General features: G+C 60.2%; 17 protein-coding genes. 4 read left to right on the forward strand and 13 right to left on the reverse strand.

Annotated elements, in window-relative coordinates:
• Positions 1 to 1,563 (reverse strand): ABC transporter substrate-binding protein, encoded by a 1,563-nt coding sequence (locus tag BFW87_RS28560; RefSeq protein WP_078743063.1) that lies wholly within the window; start codon positions 1,561 to 1,563, stop codon positions 1 to 3.
• 379 nt (positions 1,564 to 1,942) lie between these two features.
• On the opposite strand from BFW87_RS28560, the gene BFW87_RS28565 reads away from it, so the two are divergent.
• Both BFW87_RS28565 and BFW87_RS28570 read left to right on the forward strand, forming a co-directional pair.
• Positions 1,943 to 2,857 (forward strand): LysR substrate-binding domain-containing protein, encoded by a 915-nt coding sequence (locus BFW87_RS28565; RefSeq protein WP_078743064.1) that lies wholly within the window; start codon positions 1,943 to 1,945, stop codon positions 2,855 to 2,857.
• A gap of 23 nt (positions 2,858 to 2,880) precedes the next feature.
• The gene (locus BFW87_RS28570) at positions 2,881 to 4,305 is read left to right on the forward strand and encodes a serine hydrolase domain-containing protein (protein ID WP_078743065.1); all 1,425 of its coding nucleotides are present in this window, start codon (positions 2,881 to 2,883) and stop codon (positions 4,303 to 4,305) included.
• Between the two features lie 133 nt (positions 4,306 to 4,438).
• On the opposite strand, the gene BFW87_RS28575 is transcribed toward BFW87_RS28570, so the two are convergent.
• The 10 genes from BFW87_RS28575 to BFW87_RS28625 form a co-directional block, all read right to left on the reverse strand.
• Complete coding sequence (locus BFW87_RS28575) at positions 4,439 to 5,773, reverse strand: OprD family porin (RefSeq protein WP_078743066.1); 1,335 nt, start codon at positions 5,771 to 5,773, stop codon at positions 4,439 to 4,441.
• A gap of 141 nt (positions 5,774 to 5,914) precedes the next feature.
• On the reverse strand, positions 5,915 to 7,267 hold the full coding sequence (locus BFW87_RS28580) for an MFS transporter (RefSeq protein WP_078743067.1): 1,353 nt from the start codon (positions 7,265 to 7,267) through the stop codon (positions 5,915 to 5,917).
• A 171-nt stretch (positions 7,268 to 7,438) separates the two neighbouring features.
• Positions 7,439 to 8,458: a 4-hydroxy-2-oxovalerate aldolase gene (dmpG, locus tag BFW87_RS28590; protein ID WP_078743069.1), complete on the reverse strand. Its 1,020-nt coding sequence runs from the start codon at positions 8,456 to 8,458 to the stop codon at positions 7,439 to 7,441.
• Between the two features lie 10 nt (positions 8,459 to 8,468).
• A complete protein-coding gene (locus BFW87_RS28595; protein ID WP_078743070.1) occupies positions 8,469 to 9,401 on the reverse strand; it encodes an acetaldehyde dehydrogenase (acetylating) in 933 nt (310 codons plus the stop codon).
• 1 nt (position 9,402) lies between these two features.
• Complete coding sequence (locus BFW87_RS28600) at positions 9,403 to 9,594, reverse strand: 2-hydroxymuconate tautomerase (protein ID WP_078743071.1); 192 nt, start codon at positions 9,592 to 9,594, stop codon at positions 9,403 to 9,405.
• Between the two features lie 10 nt (positions 9,595 to 9,604).
• Positions 9,605 to 10,405: a 2-oxo-3-hexenedioate decarboxylase gene (gene dmpH / locus BFW87_RS28605; protein ID WP_078743072.1), complete on the reverse strand. Its 801-nt coding sequence runs from the start codon at positions 10,403 to 10,405 to the stop codon at positions 9,605 to 9,607.
• An 11-nt stretch (positions 10,406 to 10,416) separates the two neighbouring features.
• On the reverse strand, positions 10,417 to 11,193 hold the full coding sequence (dmpE, locus tag BFW87_RS28610) for a 2-oxopent-4-enoate hydratase (protein ID WP_078743073.1): 777 nt from the start codon (positions 11,191 to 11,193) through the stop codon (positions 10,417 to 10,419).
• An 8-nt stretch (positions 11,194 to 11,201) separates the two neighbouring features.
• Positions 11,202 to 12,659, reverse strand: a complete 1,458-nt coding sequence (locus tag BFW87_RS28615) for a 2-hydroxymuconic semialdehyde dehydrogenase (protein WP_078743074.1) — start codon at positions 12,657 to 12,659, stop codon at positions 11,202 to 11,204.
• 2 nt (positions 12,660 to 12,661) lie between these two features.
• Positions 12,662 to 13,360: a class II aldolase/adducin family protein gene (locus tag BFW87_RS28620; RefSeq protein ID WP_078743075.1), complete on the reverse strand. Its 699-nt coding sequence runs from the start codon at positions 13,358 to 13,360 to the stop codon at positions 12,662 to 12,664.
• Positions 13,357 to 14,220, reverse strand: a complete 864-nt coding sequence (locus BFW87_RS28625) for a VOC family protein (RefSeq protein ID WP_078743076.1) — start codon at positions 14,218 to 14,220, stop codon at positions 13,357 to 13,359. Before BFW87_RS28625 ends, BFW87_RS28620 begins: the two co-directional genes overlap by 4 nt.
• A 106-nt stretch (positions 14,221 to 14,326) precedes the next feature.
• Here BFW87_RS28625 and BFW87_RS28630 point away from each other — a divergent pair, with 106 nt between their 5' ends.
• A complete protein-coding gene (locus tag BFW87_RS28630) occupies positions 14,327 to 15,253 on the forward strand; it encodes a LysR family transcriptional regulator (protein ID WP_078743077.1) in 927 nt (308 codons plus the stop codon).
• Here the strand turns inward: BFW87_RS28630 and BFW87_RS28635 are convergent, their stop codons facing one another.
• Both BFW87_RS28635 and BFW87_RS28640 read right to left on the reverse strand, forming a co-directional pair.
• Positions 15,254 to 16,021 carry a methyltransferase domain-containing protein gene (locus BFW87_RS28635; RefSeq protein WP_078743078.1) on the reverse strand — a complete coding sequence of 256 codons (768 nt, stop codon included), beginning with the start codon at positions 16,019 to 16,021 and terminating at the stop codon, positions 15,254 to 15,256.
• Position 16,022: 1 nt separating this feature from the next.
• Entirely contained in the window at positions 16,023 to 16,790 is a 768-nt protein-coding gene (locus BFW87_RS28640) for a hypothetical protein (protein ID WP_139372520.1), read from the reverse strand.
• A 459-nt stretch (positions 16,791 to 17,249) separates the two neighbouring features.
• On the opposite strand from BFW87_RS28640, the gene BFW87_RS32395 reads away from it, so the two are divergent.
• Complete coding sequence (locus tag BFW87_RS32395; RefSeq protein ID WP_078743080.1) at positions 17,250 to 17,591, forward strand: DUF6124 family protein; 342 nt, start codon at positions 17,250 to 17,252, stop codon at positions 17,589 to 17,591.
• Positions 17,592 to 17,816 lie beyond the last annotated feature (225 nt).

Consider the following 17,816-nt stretch of genomic DNA (forward strand, 5'->3'; position numbering starts at 1 on the left):
TCAATTACTCCCGGAAGCGGGGACGCTGACGGTCCACAGGCGCGGCTTGGACACCGGCCAGGTGCGCAGGCCTTTCACGTAGTCGCGGCTGGCGGCAATCGCGTTGCCGTTGTACATCGGGATCAGCGGCACGTCCTTGAGCATCTGCTGGTGCAGTTGGTCGAACAACGCCTGGCGTTTGGTGATGTCGCCTTCGCGCTGGGCTTCACGCAGCCAGTGGCGGGCGTCGGGGTTGTCCCAGACCTTGCGGGCTTCCTTGTCCTTGTCGCCGGTCATCGAGTCAAAACTCAGGGCCGGGTCGAGGCGCTCGGAATACGGGAACGCCATCATCTGATAGTTGCCGCTCTGGTAGCGCTCAAGCTGGGTGCCCCACTCCAGGGTTTCCAGTTCCAGGTTGATGCCGCTGGCCTTGGCCATGGCTTGCACGAACACGCCCATATCGAAGATCGCCGCGTAGCGCTTGTTGACGATCAGCTTGATCGGCTCGCCTTTGTAGCCCGCCTCGCGCAGCAGTTGCGCGGTCTTGGCCGGGTCGAAGGCAAAGCCCTGATCTTCAATGGCGGTGTGGTAATGGCTGCCACTGGCGACCATCGAGTTATTCGCCTTGGAACGCCCGCCGGTCAGGGCTTCGACGATTTGCGCAGTGTCCAGCGCGTGGGCGATGGCCTGGCGCAGGCGCACATCTTTAAGCAACGGGTCGCGGGTCTGGAACAGCAAGGCATTGACCGACATAGTGCCGCTGGAGGTCACGCGCACGCCGGGGTTGGCGGCCAGCTCGGTGGCGTCCAGCGGGGTCACATCAATCAGCAGGTCGACGTTTTTCGACAGCAATGCCGCCTTGGCCGCCGCCGGGTCCGGGATCACCAATAAGCGCACACGGTCCAGGCTGGTGGTTTTGTTGCCGGTGTAGCCGTCGGGTTCTTTTTCATCGCGCGGCGTGTAGTTGGCGTTGCGCAGCAGTTCGACGTATTGGCCGGGTTTCCACTCGCCCAGTTGAAACGGTCCGGTGCCGACCGGCGCTTTCCAGCTGCCGTCGGCGTTGAGCGAGTCCGGCGACAGAATGCCGCTGCCGCCACATTCCGGCAGTGCGGTGCTGGTAAGGAACAGGCCGTTGGGCTTGTCGAGGGTAAACACCACGGTCAGTGGGTCCGGGGCACTCATGTCGACAATTTTTGCGCCGCCATGGCCGTCGAATTCAGGCGCGCAGCGCCATTGGGTCTTGGGGTCGAGGAAGCGCTTCCAGGTCCACAGCACCTCGGCGGACGTCAGCGGCTTGCCGTTCTGGAACTTCACCCCGTCGCGCAGGTGGAAGGTGTAGCGCAGGCCGTCGTCGGACACCTGCACGTCTTTGGCCAGCAGCGGGCCGACGGTGGCGTCTTCACGAAATGCCACCAGCCCTTCGGTGATGTGCATGATCACAGCGTCCGAGTTGGTGTCGCGGTTCACGCCCGGGTCGGTGCTGCGAATGTCGGCGTTGAGCGCCACCTTCAAGACACTTTCAGCGTGGGCAGTGCCCATCAGCGCCGCAGACAAGGCGCCTGCCAGGATAAAAGTCTTGTTCATGGATAAATGCACCTTAACTGTTCCTTACGCATGGGTTCGGACGCTGGCAGGACCCAAAAAGAGGCACGGCCGAACTCCTGAATAGTTGTTGTTGTTTTAGTCGCCGTTCACGGTGGGCGAATGTTCCTGGACCGATCTTATTCTTCACGCGCCAACCTTGAGAAGAACGCTCCAGGTGATCGGGCTCGGGTTTTCCGATCACTTGGCCATTTAGCCTCGCAATGCCCTGAGCCTACCGAAAAATCGAGGCTTAAAGCCGTTTACGCACGATCAAAAATAATGAACCTGATCGGCCAAACCGATCTGTGCGCCCCGTCGACCATCAGATAAGCTGGCCGGCATCCAATGGTTTAAATGCCGCACCCCGAGGCAGTTCTTCATGACACTCACCCATCTCCGTGCGTTCTGTGCCGTGGTCGAAAAAGGCAGTTTCCGCTCTGCTGCGCGCCAGCTGGACGTGGCGCAAAGCACCCTGACCCAATCGATCCAGACCCTCGAAAAAGAACTTGGGGTGGTCTTGCTGCAACGCTCGAACCAGGGCATCAACCTGACCCCGGCCGGCGAAGTGTTCCTGGTGCGCGCGCGCTCCATCACCCTCGATTGCGAACGCGCCCTGCTCGACCTGCAACCGTGGAAAGGCGAACCCGAAGGCAACATCGCCCTGGGCGTCACCTCCGAGCCCTTGGCCGAACTGTTGCTACCGGTGCTGAGCAACTTCACCCAGCGCTTCCCGCGCATTCAGGTGCACGTGGCCAGCGACACCACCAAAGGGCTGGTCGAGAAGGTACGCGATGGCCGCCTGGACTTTGTGCTGTGCCCGCTGGCGCCGAATGTCACCGATATCGACCTGGCCATCGATCGGCTCTACAGCTCCAACGCCGGGATTATTGCGCGCAAGGGCCATCCGCTGGCCCAGGCCAAATCCGTGCAGGCGCTGGTGGACTGCCAGTGGATCAGCGTGCGCCCCTCCGGTGTGGTCGGCGGTGCGGAAAACCGCCTGGTCGAGCTGTTTCGCACCCAGGGCCTGGCGCCGCCGAAAATCGCGATCACCACCGATTCGTTGCTGGAAACCCTGCACATCGTCTCGGAAACCGACTACCTGACCATCGAGCCGCGCATGCTGCCGGGGATGAAACTGTTTTCCAGCGCGCTGACCACCATTGCCATCGACGAACCGCTGGCGAGCCGCGATGTGTGCCTGATCAGCCGGCGCTCCTCGCCGCTGACCAGTGTCAGCCAGGAACTCACCAGCATGCTGATTTCCTATTCACGGCTGGTGCATCGCAGCCGTTGACCTTTAGCCCCACGAGCCTATTCATGCCGCCGATTTCCTACGATGGTTTGCCCCGTGCCAGCGCCAGCAGTGTTGGCGTTGACCCCGATCAAGTAGTTGCCTTTCTCGACGCAGTCAAAGCCGCTGGCCTGGACCTGCACGGTTTCATGCTGCACCGCCACGGCCATGTGCTCGCCGAAGGCTGGACCTGGCCGGTGGACCCCAACGAGCCGCGCGTGCTGCACTCCATGGCCAAGAGTTTCACCGGCTGCGCAATTGGCTTGGCGATCGACGAAGGCTTGTTGAAACTTGATGACCGCTTGGTGAGTTTCTTCCCCGATGAAGTGCCGGCAGATGCAGACCCGCGCCTGGCAGAAATGACCGTCGAGCACCTGTTGACCATGCGCACCGGCCACGCCAGCAATACCTCAGGCTCGGTATGGCGCGGCATCGACACCAGCTGGATTGCCGAATTCTTCAAGATTCCACTGGTTTATGCGCCGGGCACTGACTACGTCTACACCAGCGCGGCGAGCTACATGTTGTCGGCGCTGATCAACCGCGTGACCGGGCAGACCCTGCACGCCTACCTGAAACCGCGCCTGTTCGCGCCGCTGGACATCCATAACGAACACTGGGACATCGGCCCCGATGGTGTGAACCCCGGTGGCAATGGCCTGACTGCGCCGGTTTCTGCCGTGTTGAAACTGGCCGTGCTGCATGCTCAGGACGGCGTGTGGAACGGCCAGCAGGTCATGCCTGCGGCCTGGGTCAAGGCGGCGACGCAACCCCAAGGCGGGCCGAACAGCCGCTACGGCTACCACTGGATGATGAAACCCGGCGGCGCCTTCAGCGCACTGGGTGTGTTTGTGCAGATGGCGGCGGTGTACCGCGAGCATGGCGCGACGCTGGTAGTGGTCGGCGGCATGAAGAACTCGGCCGAGATCATTCCGTTTATCGAGCGGTATTTTCCGGCGGCGTTTGGCGGCGGTGGGACGCCCAAGGCGGATGCGCGATTGGAGGCGCGGTTGGCGAGCATGGCTGAGCGGCCGTTGTTGGTTTCAGCCTGTGCGGCACCCGCAGACTCGACGCGCGTGTTTGCGATGGCCGAGAACGGGTTGGGCGTGAAGCAGTTGTCGTTCGACTTCCGGGCGGGTGTGCTGAGGTTCGAATTGACCGACAACCAGGCGACTCACCGCCTGAGCGTGGGCGTCGACCATTGGCTGGCAGGCACCACCAGCATGCCCGGCCGCGCCTTGCACCATGGCTATGAATTCAACGATGCACAGATCGTCGCCGGCGCCCGCTGGCTGGATACGCAGACCCTGGAAATGACCTGGATCTACCCGCAGACCGCGTTTCGCGACCGGGTGGTGTGCGTGTTTGAGGGTGACACGGTGAGATTCGCCCGCACCGTCAACGTCAACAGCGCAGAGCGCGAGCAGGCGGTATTAACAGGCACAACATAGAACTAAATGTGGGAGCGGCGGTTCGACGCTTCGACTTGCCCGCGATAGCGGTGTGTCAGTTAGTGATTGTGTTGACTGACACTCCCTCATCGCGGGCAAGCCCGCTCCCACATTTTTTGATTGATGCCAAACCTTAGAAAAATGCGTGGGTATAGGTCAGATAAAGCCGGTTCTCATCCAGATCCCGCTGCGTCGCCACTGTGCTGCGCAACATCGCGTTGCGCCACTGCACCGCAAACCCGGTCAGCGTCTTGCTCTGGAACGCATAGGTCAGCATCAAATCGCGTTCCCACTCATGCTGTGGGCCCTGGTCCGACTTGATATCCCCGCCGCGCTGGTACATCACCTGCGACGTCAGCCCCGGCAGCCCCACCGTGGCGAAATTGAACGCGTGCTGCGCCACCCAGGTGTTCTCCCCGGCCCGCTGGAAGCGCGCGCCGGTCTGGCGGTCGGTGATCAGGTAGGTCGACGAGCCATCGCCCTCGTTGAGAAACGGAAAATCGCTGGAGCCATTGAGGTGCTGATAACCCAGGCTGAACGCGTGCCCGCCGAGGCTGTAGGTGAACAACCCCGCCAGCACGCGGTTATCGACTTCGCCGTTATTGTGATATCCGCTACTGCGATACCCCTCGGCGCGCCCGGCGGCGCTGCCGTTGGCGCCGTCAGAGGTGCTGTCGAAAAAGCGCAAATCACTTTTCAGGCTACCCACCGGCAAGCTCAGGTTATGCACCAGGCCGACAAAGTGCTGCTGGTAAAAGTCTTCCAGGTTGCCGTAGTAGTACTGCAGCAGTAGGTTCGGGCGCACGGTGTAATCCACCCCGGCGTAGTAGAACTGATTGCTGCGCTTGCCCGCCGGGCCGCCGGCGCCGCTGATGGCGAGGTCTTCATCGTTTGAAGAGTTACGGCTTTTTACGCCACTCAGGCGCCCGCCGATCAGGGTGAAGTTTTCGAAGTCCCTGGACGTGGCTTGCCAGCCCTGAAAGGTCTCCGGCAACAGGCGCCCGTCGTTGTAGACCACCACCGGCAACTTGGGCATCAGGGTGCCGACTTTCAATTCTGTCTTGGCCACCCGCACTTTGCCGGTCAGGCCCAGGCTGGCGAAATCACTCACCGCACGGCCATCGCTGTCGGTGGGGAACACAAAACCGCCCTGGGTCACGCTGTTGGGGTTGCCGTGGGTACCGCGCCCGGAATCCAGGCGAATACCGAGCATACCCAAGGCGTCCACACCAAAGCCGATCGGGCCCTGGGTGTAGCCGGAGTTGAAGTTAAGGATAAAACCCTGCCCCCACTCTTCCAGCTTTGAGGGCTGGGCCGGGCCGCTGCGGTTGTCCTGATTGAAGTAGACGTTGCGCGCCTCGATTTTGGCGTGGGCGTCGTCGAGAAAGCCTTCTGCCTGGGCGGCGGTGGTGAGGGAGAGCAAAACGCAGGCGCATGCAGGCGCCGCTTGGAATACGGAAGTTTTCATTGGGTGTACCCGTTGGCTTTTATTGTTGTGTGGGGTTACAGCAGTGACGCAGATCAACGGTGGGAGCTGGCTTGCCTGCGATGGCGGTGGACCAGCACCAAAGATGCAAGCTGCCAGCCAGCTCCCACATTGATCGGGTTATCAGGTTGGGAGTGCGGTGACTTCGGACACTGGTTTTTTGCGCTCGGTCATGCGCTGCAACGAGAAGATTGCAATCGAGCCCAGCAGCGCCGGGACCGCCAGCACGATGAAAAACACCGACGGCTGCCCCAGTTGTGCAATCAGCCACGCGCCAAGCACCGAGCCGATGATCGAACCCACCCGCCCGTTGGCCATGGCCCAACTCACGCCCGTCGCGCGGGCAGCCGTCGGGTAGATACTTGCGGACAACAGATTCAAACCGTTCTGCGCCCCGGCCACACCGAAGCCGACCATGAACACCGTGAGCCCAAGCCAGAACGCGTCGGCCAGCACAAACCCGATCAACGCGATCACCAGCGCCGAACCCAGATACGCCAGGCCCAACACGCGATACGGGCTCACGCGATCCATCAGCAACGCCATCAAAATCGCCCCCACCGTGCCGCCCAACGGCACCATCGCGCCAATCCGCGCGGCGGCGCTGATGTCGTAGCCGGCGTCTTTGAGAATGCTCGGCAACCAGCTGGTCAGCAGGTAAAACACAAACAGCGAGCAGAAAAACGTGCCCCACAACAGCACCGTGCGCAGGGCGCGGTGTTCAATGAACAGTTGCGAGATCGGCGAGCGCACGGCCACCGGGCTTTGCGGTTCGATGAAGGTGATGTCGTGCAGGTCGGTGCGGCCGGTGATCTTCCCCATCACTGTTCGCAGCGCATCGGTATGCCCAGCGTGGGCCGCCATAAAACGCACCGACTCGGGCAACAGCCAGGCCAACACCGGCAGCAACAGCAGCGGTACGACCCCGCCGATCATCAACACCCCACGCCAGCCGAACACCGGAATAATCTGGCTGGCCACCGCCCCGCCCAGCGCCAGGCCGGTGGTGAAGCCGCTGTAGGCCAGGGTGACCATGATCATCCGGCGCCGCGCCGGTGAATACTCGGCGCTCAAGGTGATGCAGGTGGGCATCGCCCCGCCCAGGCCAATACCGGTGAGAAAGCGCAAGGCAGTGAGCATGTCGATGGAGGTGGAATAGGCCGAGGCCAGGGTGCCGAGGCTGAAGATCAGCACCGAGACCAGCAGCACTTTCTTGCGCCCGTAGGCATCGGCGACCGGGCCGAAGATAAACGCGCCGACCATCAAGCCGAACAAACCGGCGCCGAAGGCGGGCGACAGTTGAGCCGGTTGCAGGCCCCATTCCTGACGCAGCGCCGGGGCGATGTAGCCGATGACGGCGGTGTCGAAACCGTCCACCAGCACCACCAGAAAGCACAGGACCAGCACCATGATCTGGTAGCCGGACACCCTGTTGTTATCGATTATTGCGCCTGGGTTGGCAGTCTTGCTGTTCATCAATGTTCCCCTGTTTTTGGAGTTGTCTTTGGGGTGAGTCATTTGTACTGCAAAAGCGATCGTTCCCACGCTCCGCGTGGGAATGCATACCGTGACGCTCCGCGTCACTGCTCTGTAGCGGGACGCGGAGCGTCCCAGGCGGCATTCCCACGCAGAGCGTGGGAACGATCATTAGCGGTTCAGGAGGTCCAGCGCCACATCGACGATCATGTCTTCCTGGCCACCAACCATGCGCCGTTTGCCCAGCTCCACGAGAATGTCCACGGCCTTGAGGTCGTAGCGTTTTGCAGCCACTTCGGCGTGCCGCAAAAAGCTCGAATACACCCCGGCATAGCCCAGTGCCAAGGTCTCACGGTCCACCCGCACCGGGCGGTCCTGCAACGGCCGCACGATGTCATCGGCGGCGTCCATCAGCGCGTATAAATCCGTGCCATGGTTCCAGCCCATACGGTCGGCAGCGGCGATGAACACTTCCAGCGGCGCGTTACCCGCCCCGGCGCCCATACCGGCGAGGCTGGCGTCGATGCGGTCGCAGCCCTCCTCCACCGCCACGATGGAATTGGCCACGCCCAACGACAGGTTGTGGTGCGCATGCATGCCGGTCTCGGTCTCGGGCTTGAGCACGGCTTTCACCGCGCGGAAGCGCTCGCGAATGTCCTGCATGCTCATGGCGCCGCCGGAGTCCACCACGTAGATGCAGGTGGCACCGTAGCTTTCCATTTTCTTCGCTTCCAGCGCCAGGTTCTGCGGGCTGGTGAGGTGGCTCATCATCAAAAAGCCCACCGTGTCCATGCCCAGCGTGCGCGCATATTCAATGTGCTGGCGCGCGCAGTCGGCCTCGGTGCAATGGGTGGCCACGCGCACCACACGGGCCCCGGCGTTGTAGGCCGCCTTGAGGTCGTGCACGGTGCCGATGCCTGGCAGCAGCAAAGTGGCGACCTTGGCGTGGCTGATCACATCGCTGACCGCTTCGATCCACTCAAGGTCGGTGTGGGCACCAAAGCCGTAGTTGAAACTGGAGCCTTGCAGACCATCACCGTGGGCCACTTCGATGGAATCGACGCGGGCCTTGTCCAGCGCGCGGGCGATGGTTTGCACGTTGTCGATGGAGTACTGGTGACGCACCGCGTGGCAGCCGTCGCGCAGGGTCACGTCGCTGATGTACAGCTTCTTGCCGGGGTTGAAGGTCATGGTGTGAGCCTCACAGGGCCTGCGCCATGCGCTCGGCGGTGGCCAGCGCAGCGGAGGTCATGATGTCGAGATTACCGGCGTAGGCCGGCAGGTAATGGGCGGCGCCTTCGACTTCGAGGAACACCGTGGTCTTCAAGCCGCTGAAGCGCCCCAGGCCCGGAATATTCAGCGGCGCGTCGGGCGGGATCACTTCGAATTGCACTTTCTGCTTAAGCCGATACCCCGGCACATAGGCGGTGACGGCATTCGCCATGTCTGCAATCGACGCCTCCACCTCAGCCTGGTCCGCCGCCTCCGACAACACATACATCGTGTCGCGCATCATCAACGGCGGCTCGGCCGGGTTGAGCACGATGATCGCCTTGCCCTTGCCCGCACCGCCGACTGCCTCGATGGCCTGGGCGGTGGTTTCGGTGAACTCATCGATATTCGCGCGGGTGCCGGGGCCGGCAGACTTGCTGCTGATGGAAGCGATGATTTCCGCGTAATGCACCTTGGCCACACGGGACACCGCCGCCACCATCGGAATCGTCGCCTGCCCGCCGCAGGTCACCATGTTCACGTTGAGCGCCGCGAGGTTGGCCTCCAGGTTCACCACCGGCACGCAGTACGGGCCAATGGCAGCGGGCGTCAGGTCGATCACGCGGATGCCCGGTTTGTGCTGGCGCAACAAGGCGTCGTTGTCGACATGGGCCGTGGCCGACGTGGCGTCGAACACAAAATCGATGTCGGCAAACTCGGGCATGCGCACCAAGCCTTCAACGCCTTCATGGGTGGTCGCCACGCCCAGGCGCCGCGCCCGTTCCAGGCCGTCGGAGCCCGCATCAATGCCGACCATCACCGCCATCTGCAATTGTTTGCCATGCCGCAGGATCTTGATCATCAGGTCGGTGCCGATATTGCCCGAGCCGATAATGGCGACGTTCTTTTTATCTGTGCTCATGTCAGCGCCCCAAGGCCTTGGCGGTTTTGCCGGCGATGCCGAACTGAGTCTTCGGCACCTCAGTGATGATCACCCGCACGGACTCCGGCGGGGCCTGGATCGACTCGACGGCGGCATCTGTCAACGCTTCGATCAACCGCGCTTTCTGCTCATCGTCGCGGCCTTCCATCAGGTACACATGCATGATTGGCATGGTCAGTTCCTCACGCGGATTTGGAGGCAAAGCGCATGGAAACGCTGCCCAGGTGCTGGTAGCGCACGGTGATCTGGTCACCCGCCTCTACCGCGATGGCTTCGGTGACGCCGCCGGTCATGATGAACGTGCCGGCAGGCAGTTCCTTGCCTTGGGTGGCGAGCATATTGGCGAGCATCGCCACGCTTTGCGCCGGGTGGCCCAGTACGGCGGCACCGGCGGCGGTGGCAACCACTTCACCGTTTTTCTCCATTACGACGCCCAGGCATTTGAGGTCGATGCCCAACGGGCTGCGGGCCTGGCCGCCGGTGACAAAGCGCGCGGACGAGGTGTTATCGGCGATCACGCTCTTGAGGTCGAAACGGAAGTTTTCGTAGCGCGAATCGATGACTTCAACGGCCGGCAGGATGAAATCGGTGGCGGCCAAGACGTCGCCCACGTGCACGCCGGGGCCTTTGAGCGGGTGCTTGAGGACGAAGGCAATTTCGGCTTCAACCTTGGGGTGAATCAGCGAATCCACATCGATCACCGAGCCGTCGGCGCAGGAGCCGTAGTCAGTGATAAAACCGTGAATTGGCTCGGTGACGCCCATTTGCTTCATTTTCGCGAAGGATGTCAGGCCCATTTTCAGGCCGACGATGCGCACGCCGCGCGCTTCCTTGTTGGCGCGAATCGTATTCTGGATCGCGTAGGCATCCTCCCAGTCCATGTCCGGGTGGGCATCCGTGATCTTGGCCACGGCCTCACGGTTCAGCTCGGCGTTTTCCAGGTGGGTGGCGAGTTCGGCAATGGTTGCTGCTGACAGATTCATGGGGTTGTCCTTCAAACAAATCGGATGGAAGCCGAGCCGATACCGCCCAGGCTCATGCGCAACTGGTCACCGGGCTGTACCGGGACCATGGCGGCCAGGGAGCCGGACAGGATCACTTCGCCTTTTTTCAAGGCGATGCCCAGTTGGCCGAGGGTGTTGGCCAGCCACACCACCGCGTTCGCCGGGTGGCCGAGGGCGGCCGCACCGGCGCCGGTGGCGACAATTTCACCGTTCTTTTCCAGGGTCATGCCGACGCAGGCCAGGTCAATGTCACGCGGGTCAGCCACGCCGTCACCGAGTACAAACGCGGCGGCGGAAGCGTTGTCGGCGACGGTGTCCTGGATCTTGATTTTCCAGTCCTTGATCCGCGAATCGACGATCTCGAAGCACGGCATCACATACGCCGTGGCGCGCAACACATCGGCGACGGTAATGCCGGGCCCGATCAGGTCTTCCTTCAGCACAAAGGCAATTTCGCCTTCGGCTTTGGGGGCGATGAAGTCAGCGCAAGCCAGTGCGGCGCCGTCATTGACCAGCATGCCGCTGAGCAAGTGGCCAAAGTCTGGCTGGTCGACACCGAGCATGTTCATCACGACCTGGCTGGTGACGCCGATCTTCTTGCCGATCACGGTTTGCCCGGCGTCGAGGCGCGGTTGCAGCATCGCCAGTTGAATCTGGTAAGCCTCGGCCACGGTCAATTCGGGGAATTGTTCAGTCAGCGGCGCCAGCGGTTTCTTGTCGGTCAGCGCCTGGTGCAACTGCGCGCCGAGGTGGTTAAGGTTTGTCATTGGGGTACTCACAGGCGGATGCACACGTTGCGCAGTTCGGTGTAGAACTCCAGGGAATGCACCCCACCTTCGCGGCCGATACCGGATTGCTTGGCGCCGCCGAACGCGGTGCGCAGGTCGCGCAGGAACCACGAATTGATCCAGCAGATGCCCACGTCCAATGCCGCGCCCATGCGGTGGGCGACTTGCAGGTTTGTGGTCCATACGCTGGCAGCCAGGCCGTACGGCGTGTCGTTGACCAGGCGCACCACTTCGTCCTCATCGTCGAACGGCGCGATGTGGCAGCACGGCCCGAAGATTTCTTCGCGGATCACGGCGGAGTCTTCGCTCAGGCCGGTCCAAATGGTTGGCTGTACCCAGGCGCCTTCGGCCAGTTCGGCGGGCATGTCCGGGATGCCGCCGCCAGTCACGACGGTGGCGCCGTCTTTGACCGCCTGCGCGTAATAGCTCAACACTTTCTGACGATGGCCCACGGAAACCAATGGGCCCATGGTCACGCCCGGTGCGTTCGGCGGGCCGACCTTGATGGCTTCAGCGCGCACTTTGAGTGCGGCGACGAAGGCTTCAAACAACGGGCGCTGCACGTAGACGCGCTCGGTGCCCAGGCACACCTGGCCGCTGTTTTCGAACACCGCGCGGGCGATGCCGGCCACGGCTTTGTCGAGGTCCGCATCGGCGAAAATCACCCCGGCGTTCTTGCCGCCCAGCTCCAGTGACACCGGGCGCACGCCCTTGGACGCGGCTTTCATGATCGCCTCGCCGGTGCCGGTTTCACCGGTGAAGGTGATGCCGTCCACGTCTTTATGCTCGGTGAGGAAGGCGCCCGCCGAGTTCTCGCCAAAGCCGTGCACCACGTTGTACACGCCCGGCGGCACGCCTGCGTCGCGCATCACTTCGCCGAGCAAGGTAGCGGTGGCCGGGGTTTCTTCCGATGGTTTGACCACCACAGTGTTGCCGCAGGCCAGCGCCGGGCCGACTTTCCAGGTCATCAGCAACAGCGGCAGGTTCCACGGGCAGATCACGCCGATCACACCGCGCGGGTTGCGCACGGCGTAGTTGACCGCCTTGCCGCCGTCGGGGGTGTCCATGGTGAAGCTTTCGGTGGGCACATTGCGGATCAGATCGGCGAACACCTTGAAGTTGGCCGCGCCGCGCGGGATGTCCAGGTGGCTGGCCAGCGCATGGGGCTTGCCGGTGTCGGCGATTTCGGCGGCGACAAACTCTTCGGCGCGCTGCTCAATGCCATCCGCGACCTTGTGCAGCAAGGCGGTGCGCTGGGCGATGGTCAGCTTGCCCCACGGGCCATTCAGCGCGGCGCGGGCGGCTTTGACGGCGGCATCGACTTGCTCGCGACCCGCCTCATGAATCTGGCCAATCACGCTGTTGTCAGCCGGGTTGCGGTTGTCGAAGGTGCGCACGCCCTCGACCCATTTGTTGTCGATAAAGTTATGAAAGTGCTTGCTCATGGTTAGCGCTCTTCTCTTGTAATCAGGTTCAGCTCGGCGTCGCCGGCGGTGAGGTAGTCCCACATGCGTTCGAAGATCCGGCCGCTGTTGGTGGCGCGCTGGCGGGCTTCTTCAGGGCTCAGCAGCGGCGCGGTGTCCGCCACCCCGGCGGCGAGCAGTTGCAGTTCAATGCGCGCGGCGTCTTCGAGGTAAAACACCAGGGTCAGTGCTTCCACCAGCGAGCCGCCGACCACGATGGCGCCATTGCCGCGCATCACCAGGGCCTGGGACTGGCCCAGCCGTTCTGCCAGCGCGGCGGCTTGTGCGTCGTCGCGCAGCAATTGCGGGTCATCCCACAGCGGCACGCCGTCCTTGAAATAGGCGCCCATGCCGTGGCGCAACTTCGGCGTGAGCCCGGCGCACGACAGGCTCATTACCTGCATCGGCATGCTGCGGATCACCGCGTTGACGTCGGGGCGACGCCTGTAAATCTGTTGATGAATGCGCACTTCGCCCAACACCCCTTCCGGCAACGCGCCATGCACCGGCACCACGGTGCCAGGCTCGCCGGGCTGGATCAGGCCCATGGGTTTCGCGGCGCACACCAGAAAATGCTCGGCATCCAGGCGCAGGCTGCAATGCCCGTACGCATGCACAAAACCAGCGTTGGCGAGGGCACGCGCGGCCACCCGCACTTCGGCGTGTTGGCTTACGCTGCTCATGACTTGAACTCCGGAATGTCCGGCTTCGAACCCCAGGCACAGAACGAGCTGGTGACCAGCGGAAACTGCCGGGGCTGGTGCGTGGCGTCGTCTTCGGGCGCGATGTGGCTCACGCCCGTGGAGTATTCGTAGGTCATGCCGTCCGGCCCTTCGAAGTACAGGAACATCGCCCCCGACGTGGGATGGCGGCCCGGCCCGAACAGAATCTTGATCCCGCGATCCTTGAGGAAATACCAGGCGCGCATCACGTCATCGATGCTTTCCACCTGATGGTTGATGTGTTGAACGCCGGCATGGCTGGAGGGAAACAGGGCGATTTTGTGATGCACCTCGTCAATGCGCAGCAGCGGCGCTTCGCCGATGCGATCACTCACGCGGGCGTTGGCCAACGTGGTCCAAAACAGCTCGTCGCGCTTGGCATCGGTGGTGCGCAAACCGATATGGCTGAAGCCGGTGATGCCAGCGTCACGCGTCGCAAAATAACGGCTGCCGCTGGCATGCGGGCGCAACACCAACTCGATGTTATTGCCGCTGGGATCGCGAAATTGAATCAGCTCGTTGACGTGGCGCACCTCGGCGGCTTCACGGCTGCCATGGCGTACGGCAAAGCCATTGTCTTCGAGCAATTGCGCGGCGTGGTCGAGTTCGCCGAGGCTGGTGACTTCAAACGCGGTGGTGGTTTCGCGCGGGTCGCCTTCGTAGTAGCAGAGGGTGTGGTCACGGCTGTCGGAGCGAAAATAGATAGCGCCGTTAGCCTCGCGCGCCACCTGCAGACCGAGCATCTGCGTGGCGTACAGCTTGGCCTGGGCGAGGTCCGCGGTGCCCAGACGCACATAGCGGATGTCATGCAGGTTGATCATGAAGGTGCCTCTTGGTTTTATTCTTGTCTGGACACAATCCTCGTCGTCGGGCACAAATAGCAGAAGCAAATTCTGGTTATTCAATCTATTTGATTTGGTTATAGTCATGCGCACGGATCTGAACCTGCTACGCGTTTTGCTGGCCATCCACGACTGCGGCAACGTCACCGCCGCCGCCAAGCGCCTGGGCATCAGCCAACCCGCCGCCAGCGCCGCGCTGTCGCGCCTGCGCCACTCCCTCGGCGACCCCCTGTTCGTGCGCAGCGGCACCGCCATGGAACCCACCCCGAGGGCGCGCAGCATCGTCGAACGCACCCGCGAAGTCATCGCCACCATCGACCAGGAAATCCTCCCCAGCCCCACCTTCGACCCGGCCGAAAGCCGCGAAACCTTCACCTTCTGCTTAAGCGAAATCGGCGAAGTGGTGTTCCTCCCCGCCCTCTTCGACCGCCTGCGCAGCGCCGCGCCCCACGCCAAAATCCACTGCCTGAGCCTCGGGCCCAAAGACCTCCACGAAGCCCTGCGCGAAGGCCGCGTCGACTCAGCCCTCGGCTACTTCCCCGACCTCGACGCCCCGAACATCTACCAACAACGCCTGTTCTCCCACGACCTCGTCTGCCTCATCGGCCGCCACCACCGCATCACCGGCCCGCAACTGAGCATGGAAGAATTCTGCACACTGGAACACCTGCAAGTGCGCGATGGCAGCCGCAGTCAGGAGATGTATGAGAGCTTTTTGGCGGAGCAAGGGATCGAAAGAAAGATCGTGCTGCAGATGTCTCACTACATGAGTATGTCAGCGATTATCGAGCGCTCGGATTTGATTGCGGTGATGCCGAGGTCGGTGGCGCATATCTATGAGAAACACTCGGCGGTGCGGATGATCGAACCGCCGGTGGAGATACCGCCGTATAGCTTGAAGCACCATTGGCATGCGCGGAATCAGAAGGATCCGCGGCATTTGTGGTTGAGGAAGGAGGTGGTGGGGATTTTCGGTAACAACGCTCTTGCCGAGAATCTCAATCAGCAATAATCAAACATTGAAAGCTTTTACCCATCTAAACCCAATGAACCTTGGAAACTCCCATTCTTTGGGGTAAAAAGATTGAACAATAGGATCTGGCACAGGCTCATGCATAACTTCTAAGAAAAAACCAAGACTTGAAAATAAGTTCAAATACTTTTCTAACGGCCGATGAACATGAGTTGTTTTTAAAGACGACTCTACCAACGAAGTCTTAAATGGCGCTTGAACAAATAGCTCTCGCTTATAACTATACCAATCTTCCTTATCATAACCCCAATATCTAGGCCAAAAACAGGGATGTGGAATAGTCGCAATAAACCGTGCCCCAACAGGCGCCATCTTTGACATTTTATACGCGAAACCCTCAATATCAGATGTAGCAGACATCACCATGGCCGCGATAAAAGTCACGTCTTCGCCATCTTCAAATTTCAGAGCTGCATGTTCAAAGTCACGATTATGAAACTTAACATTTTTATATTTTTTCAGAACTCTTTTTGATATCGCCATACTCTTAATTGATGGCTCAATACATATTATCTCTTTAAAATTATAAGCAAGCTTTTGTGTTAATTCACCGGTACCTGATCCCACATCAACTAAGACCCCTCTAAAATCAGGCCCGACTAGGCTTTTCACCATAGGAACCATCACATGATGAAATGTGATATCAAGCCCTTTAATTATTTGGTTATGACGTTCAGCAGCAAGCGCGTCCCACTCCACTGCTAAATCTCGGGCTGAAATATTCATCACTCGTTCAAAGGAGTTCATTTTAAATTACCGCTTTCTTTCGCTCTGATATTGACTGGGCAAGTTTAACCAAGTCATACGCTAGAAAATAAGCCGGATGTTCACCCGAACTAAACTCTTCTATAACATGCTTATCTCCTTTCGTGCGCCCAACAGCAACCTTACTTCCATCACGCTTGTAGTAAGCAATTGTAAACCGTGAGTTCGGCTCCGCAAGAAGGTCTTCGCCCACTATATACACAGTTGCGCCAGCACTCTGTAGCTTCTCAGACATTTCGGTATGTGCGGGCAGACATAATATAAGCTCCTTACGCTTAGCTTTCTCAAATAAACACTCACTGGATTTCTCATGACTCGCCCAACTCAAATCTCTCGACCAAATTGCGACCCGTCCCCCGTGGCCAATCCAGTGCAACATATATGAACTTATACCTTTGGCGTCCTCCAAGTTATAAACCCTCTTCCCCCCGAGCCCCTTCGTTTCAAGCCATACTAAAGCAGCAAAAAGCACAGATAAAACTACTGCAGCGCCGCCCAAAATTGCGGCCTCTAGTTTATCAACCTTTGACAGATCAACCAAAGGAATAAGAGTTCCAGCCAACGATATAAAGGTGAGCAAAATCAAAATCAACTTTATGATCAACTGATTAAAATCTGCTGTTTTTTTGGGGCGAGGCCAACGATCGCCCCCTCTTTTTTCAATCTTATTTTTCGAACAGCGAAAAAAACCCAGCACAATAATTTCCCTATAAATAATATTTTTAGATTCTTGATAAGGTTTAACCGGCACCTTGATTTAAAAACCAGAAACAGAATAGGTTACTCGGAAGGCCTTGCCGTACACACCGACGCAAGGCTTGATCCTACCATCGTTTCGCCCAATATCTAATCCTTGTGCAAACTGACAACGTCGCTCAATGCCTACATTGATACGCCACGATTTCCCTTTCCCTCGCAGGACGTTTCCGAGAAAATCCCAGCTACTTGCGCCTCCCCACTCAGCTAGCTAGTCTTCGCCGGTCACTGCCAATTCAGTGATCGGGTTTAGCAGCCCGCCGATGACTAGGCGCACAGCGCCACCTTATGCAGGGCGCTTTTTTTCGGCCCGACGCTTTATGGTGGCCGTGCGCAGGGCACCTCCGGGTGCGCCGGGTCCTAGCCTCCGGTTCTGCTAACCTGCGCTCGGCCGCCACCTTTCAATCGTTTAGCAGCGATGGTGACGGCCTCTCCCGACTAGAGGTGCTTCACGATGGATAAGATTATTCCCGATCCGCCTTTCAATCGCTTTGACCCTTCTTCAGACCAAGCGCATAAATACGCCGCGTACAAACGCGCGCTGGATCACTATCTCTGCCCTGCTCCATCGCCGGATTCGGTAGAGCCGATGTTGTTTGCCGTCGATGCTGAAGCCAGTTTTGAAAGTGCGTTGGTGCATACCAGCAGCCTGTTGCGTTGTGCGTCGGCCACGGCGCAGGAAGCGGGTGATCGGTTGGAGGGGACTTCGCAGGCGTTGGTGCTTTCGGTGCTGCACCTGGTGGATATGGCGAGGGCGTTGGTGGATCGGGCGGTGGAGTGTGTAGAGCTGCGTTGAAGTCAGTTGGACGGAGGTGACTGCATCGCAGGCAAGCCAGCTCCCACAGAGAAGCAGATTTGTGCAGATATTGAAGTCTGATTTAGTCAGTTCCCACAGAGAAGCTGACCTGTGTGGAGGTATTGAAGTCTGACTCGGTCAAAAATGTGGGAGCGGGCTTGCTCGCGAATGCAGTGTGTCAGTTGATAGATTCATTGGCTGACCCGCCGCCTTCGCGAGCAAGCC

Origin of the sequence: Pseudomonas fluorescens (assembly GCF_002022275.1) — a bacterium.
Lineage (GTDB): Bacteria > Pseudomonadota > Gammaproteobacteria > Pseudomonadales > Pseudomonadaceae > Aquipseudomonas > Aquipseudomonas fluorescens_AJ.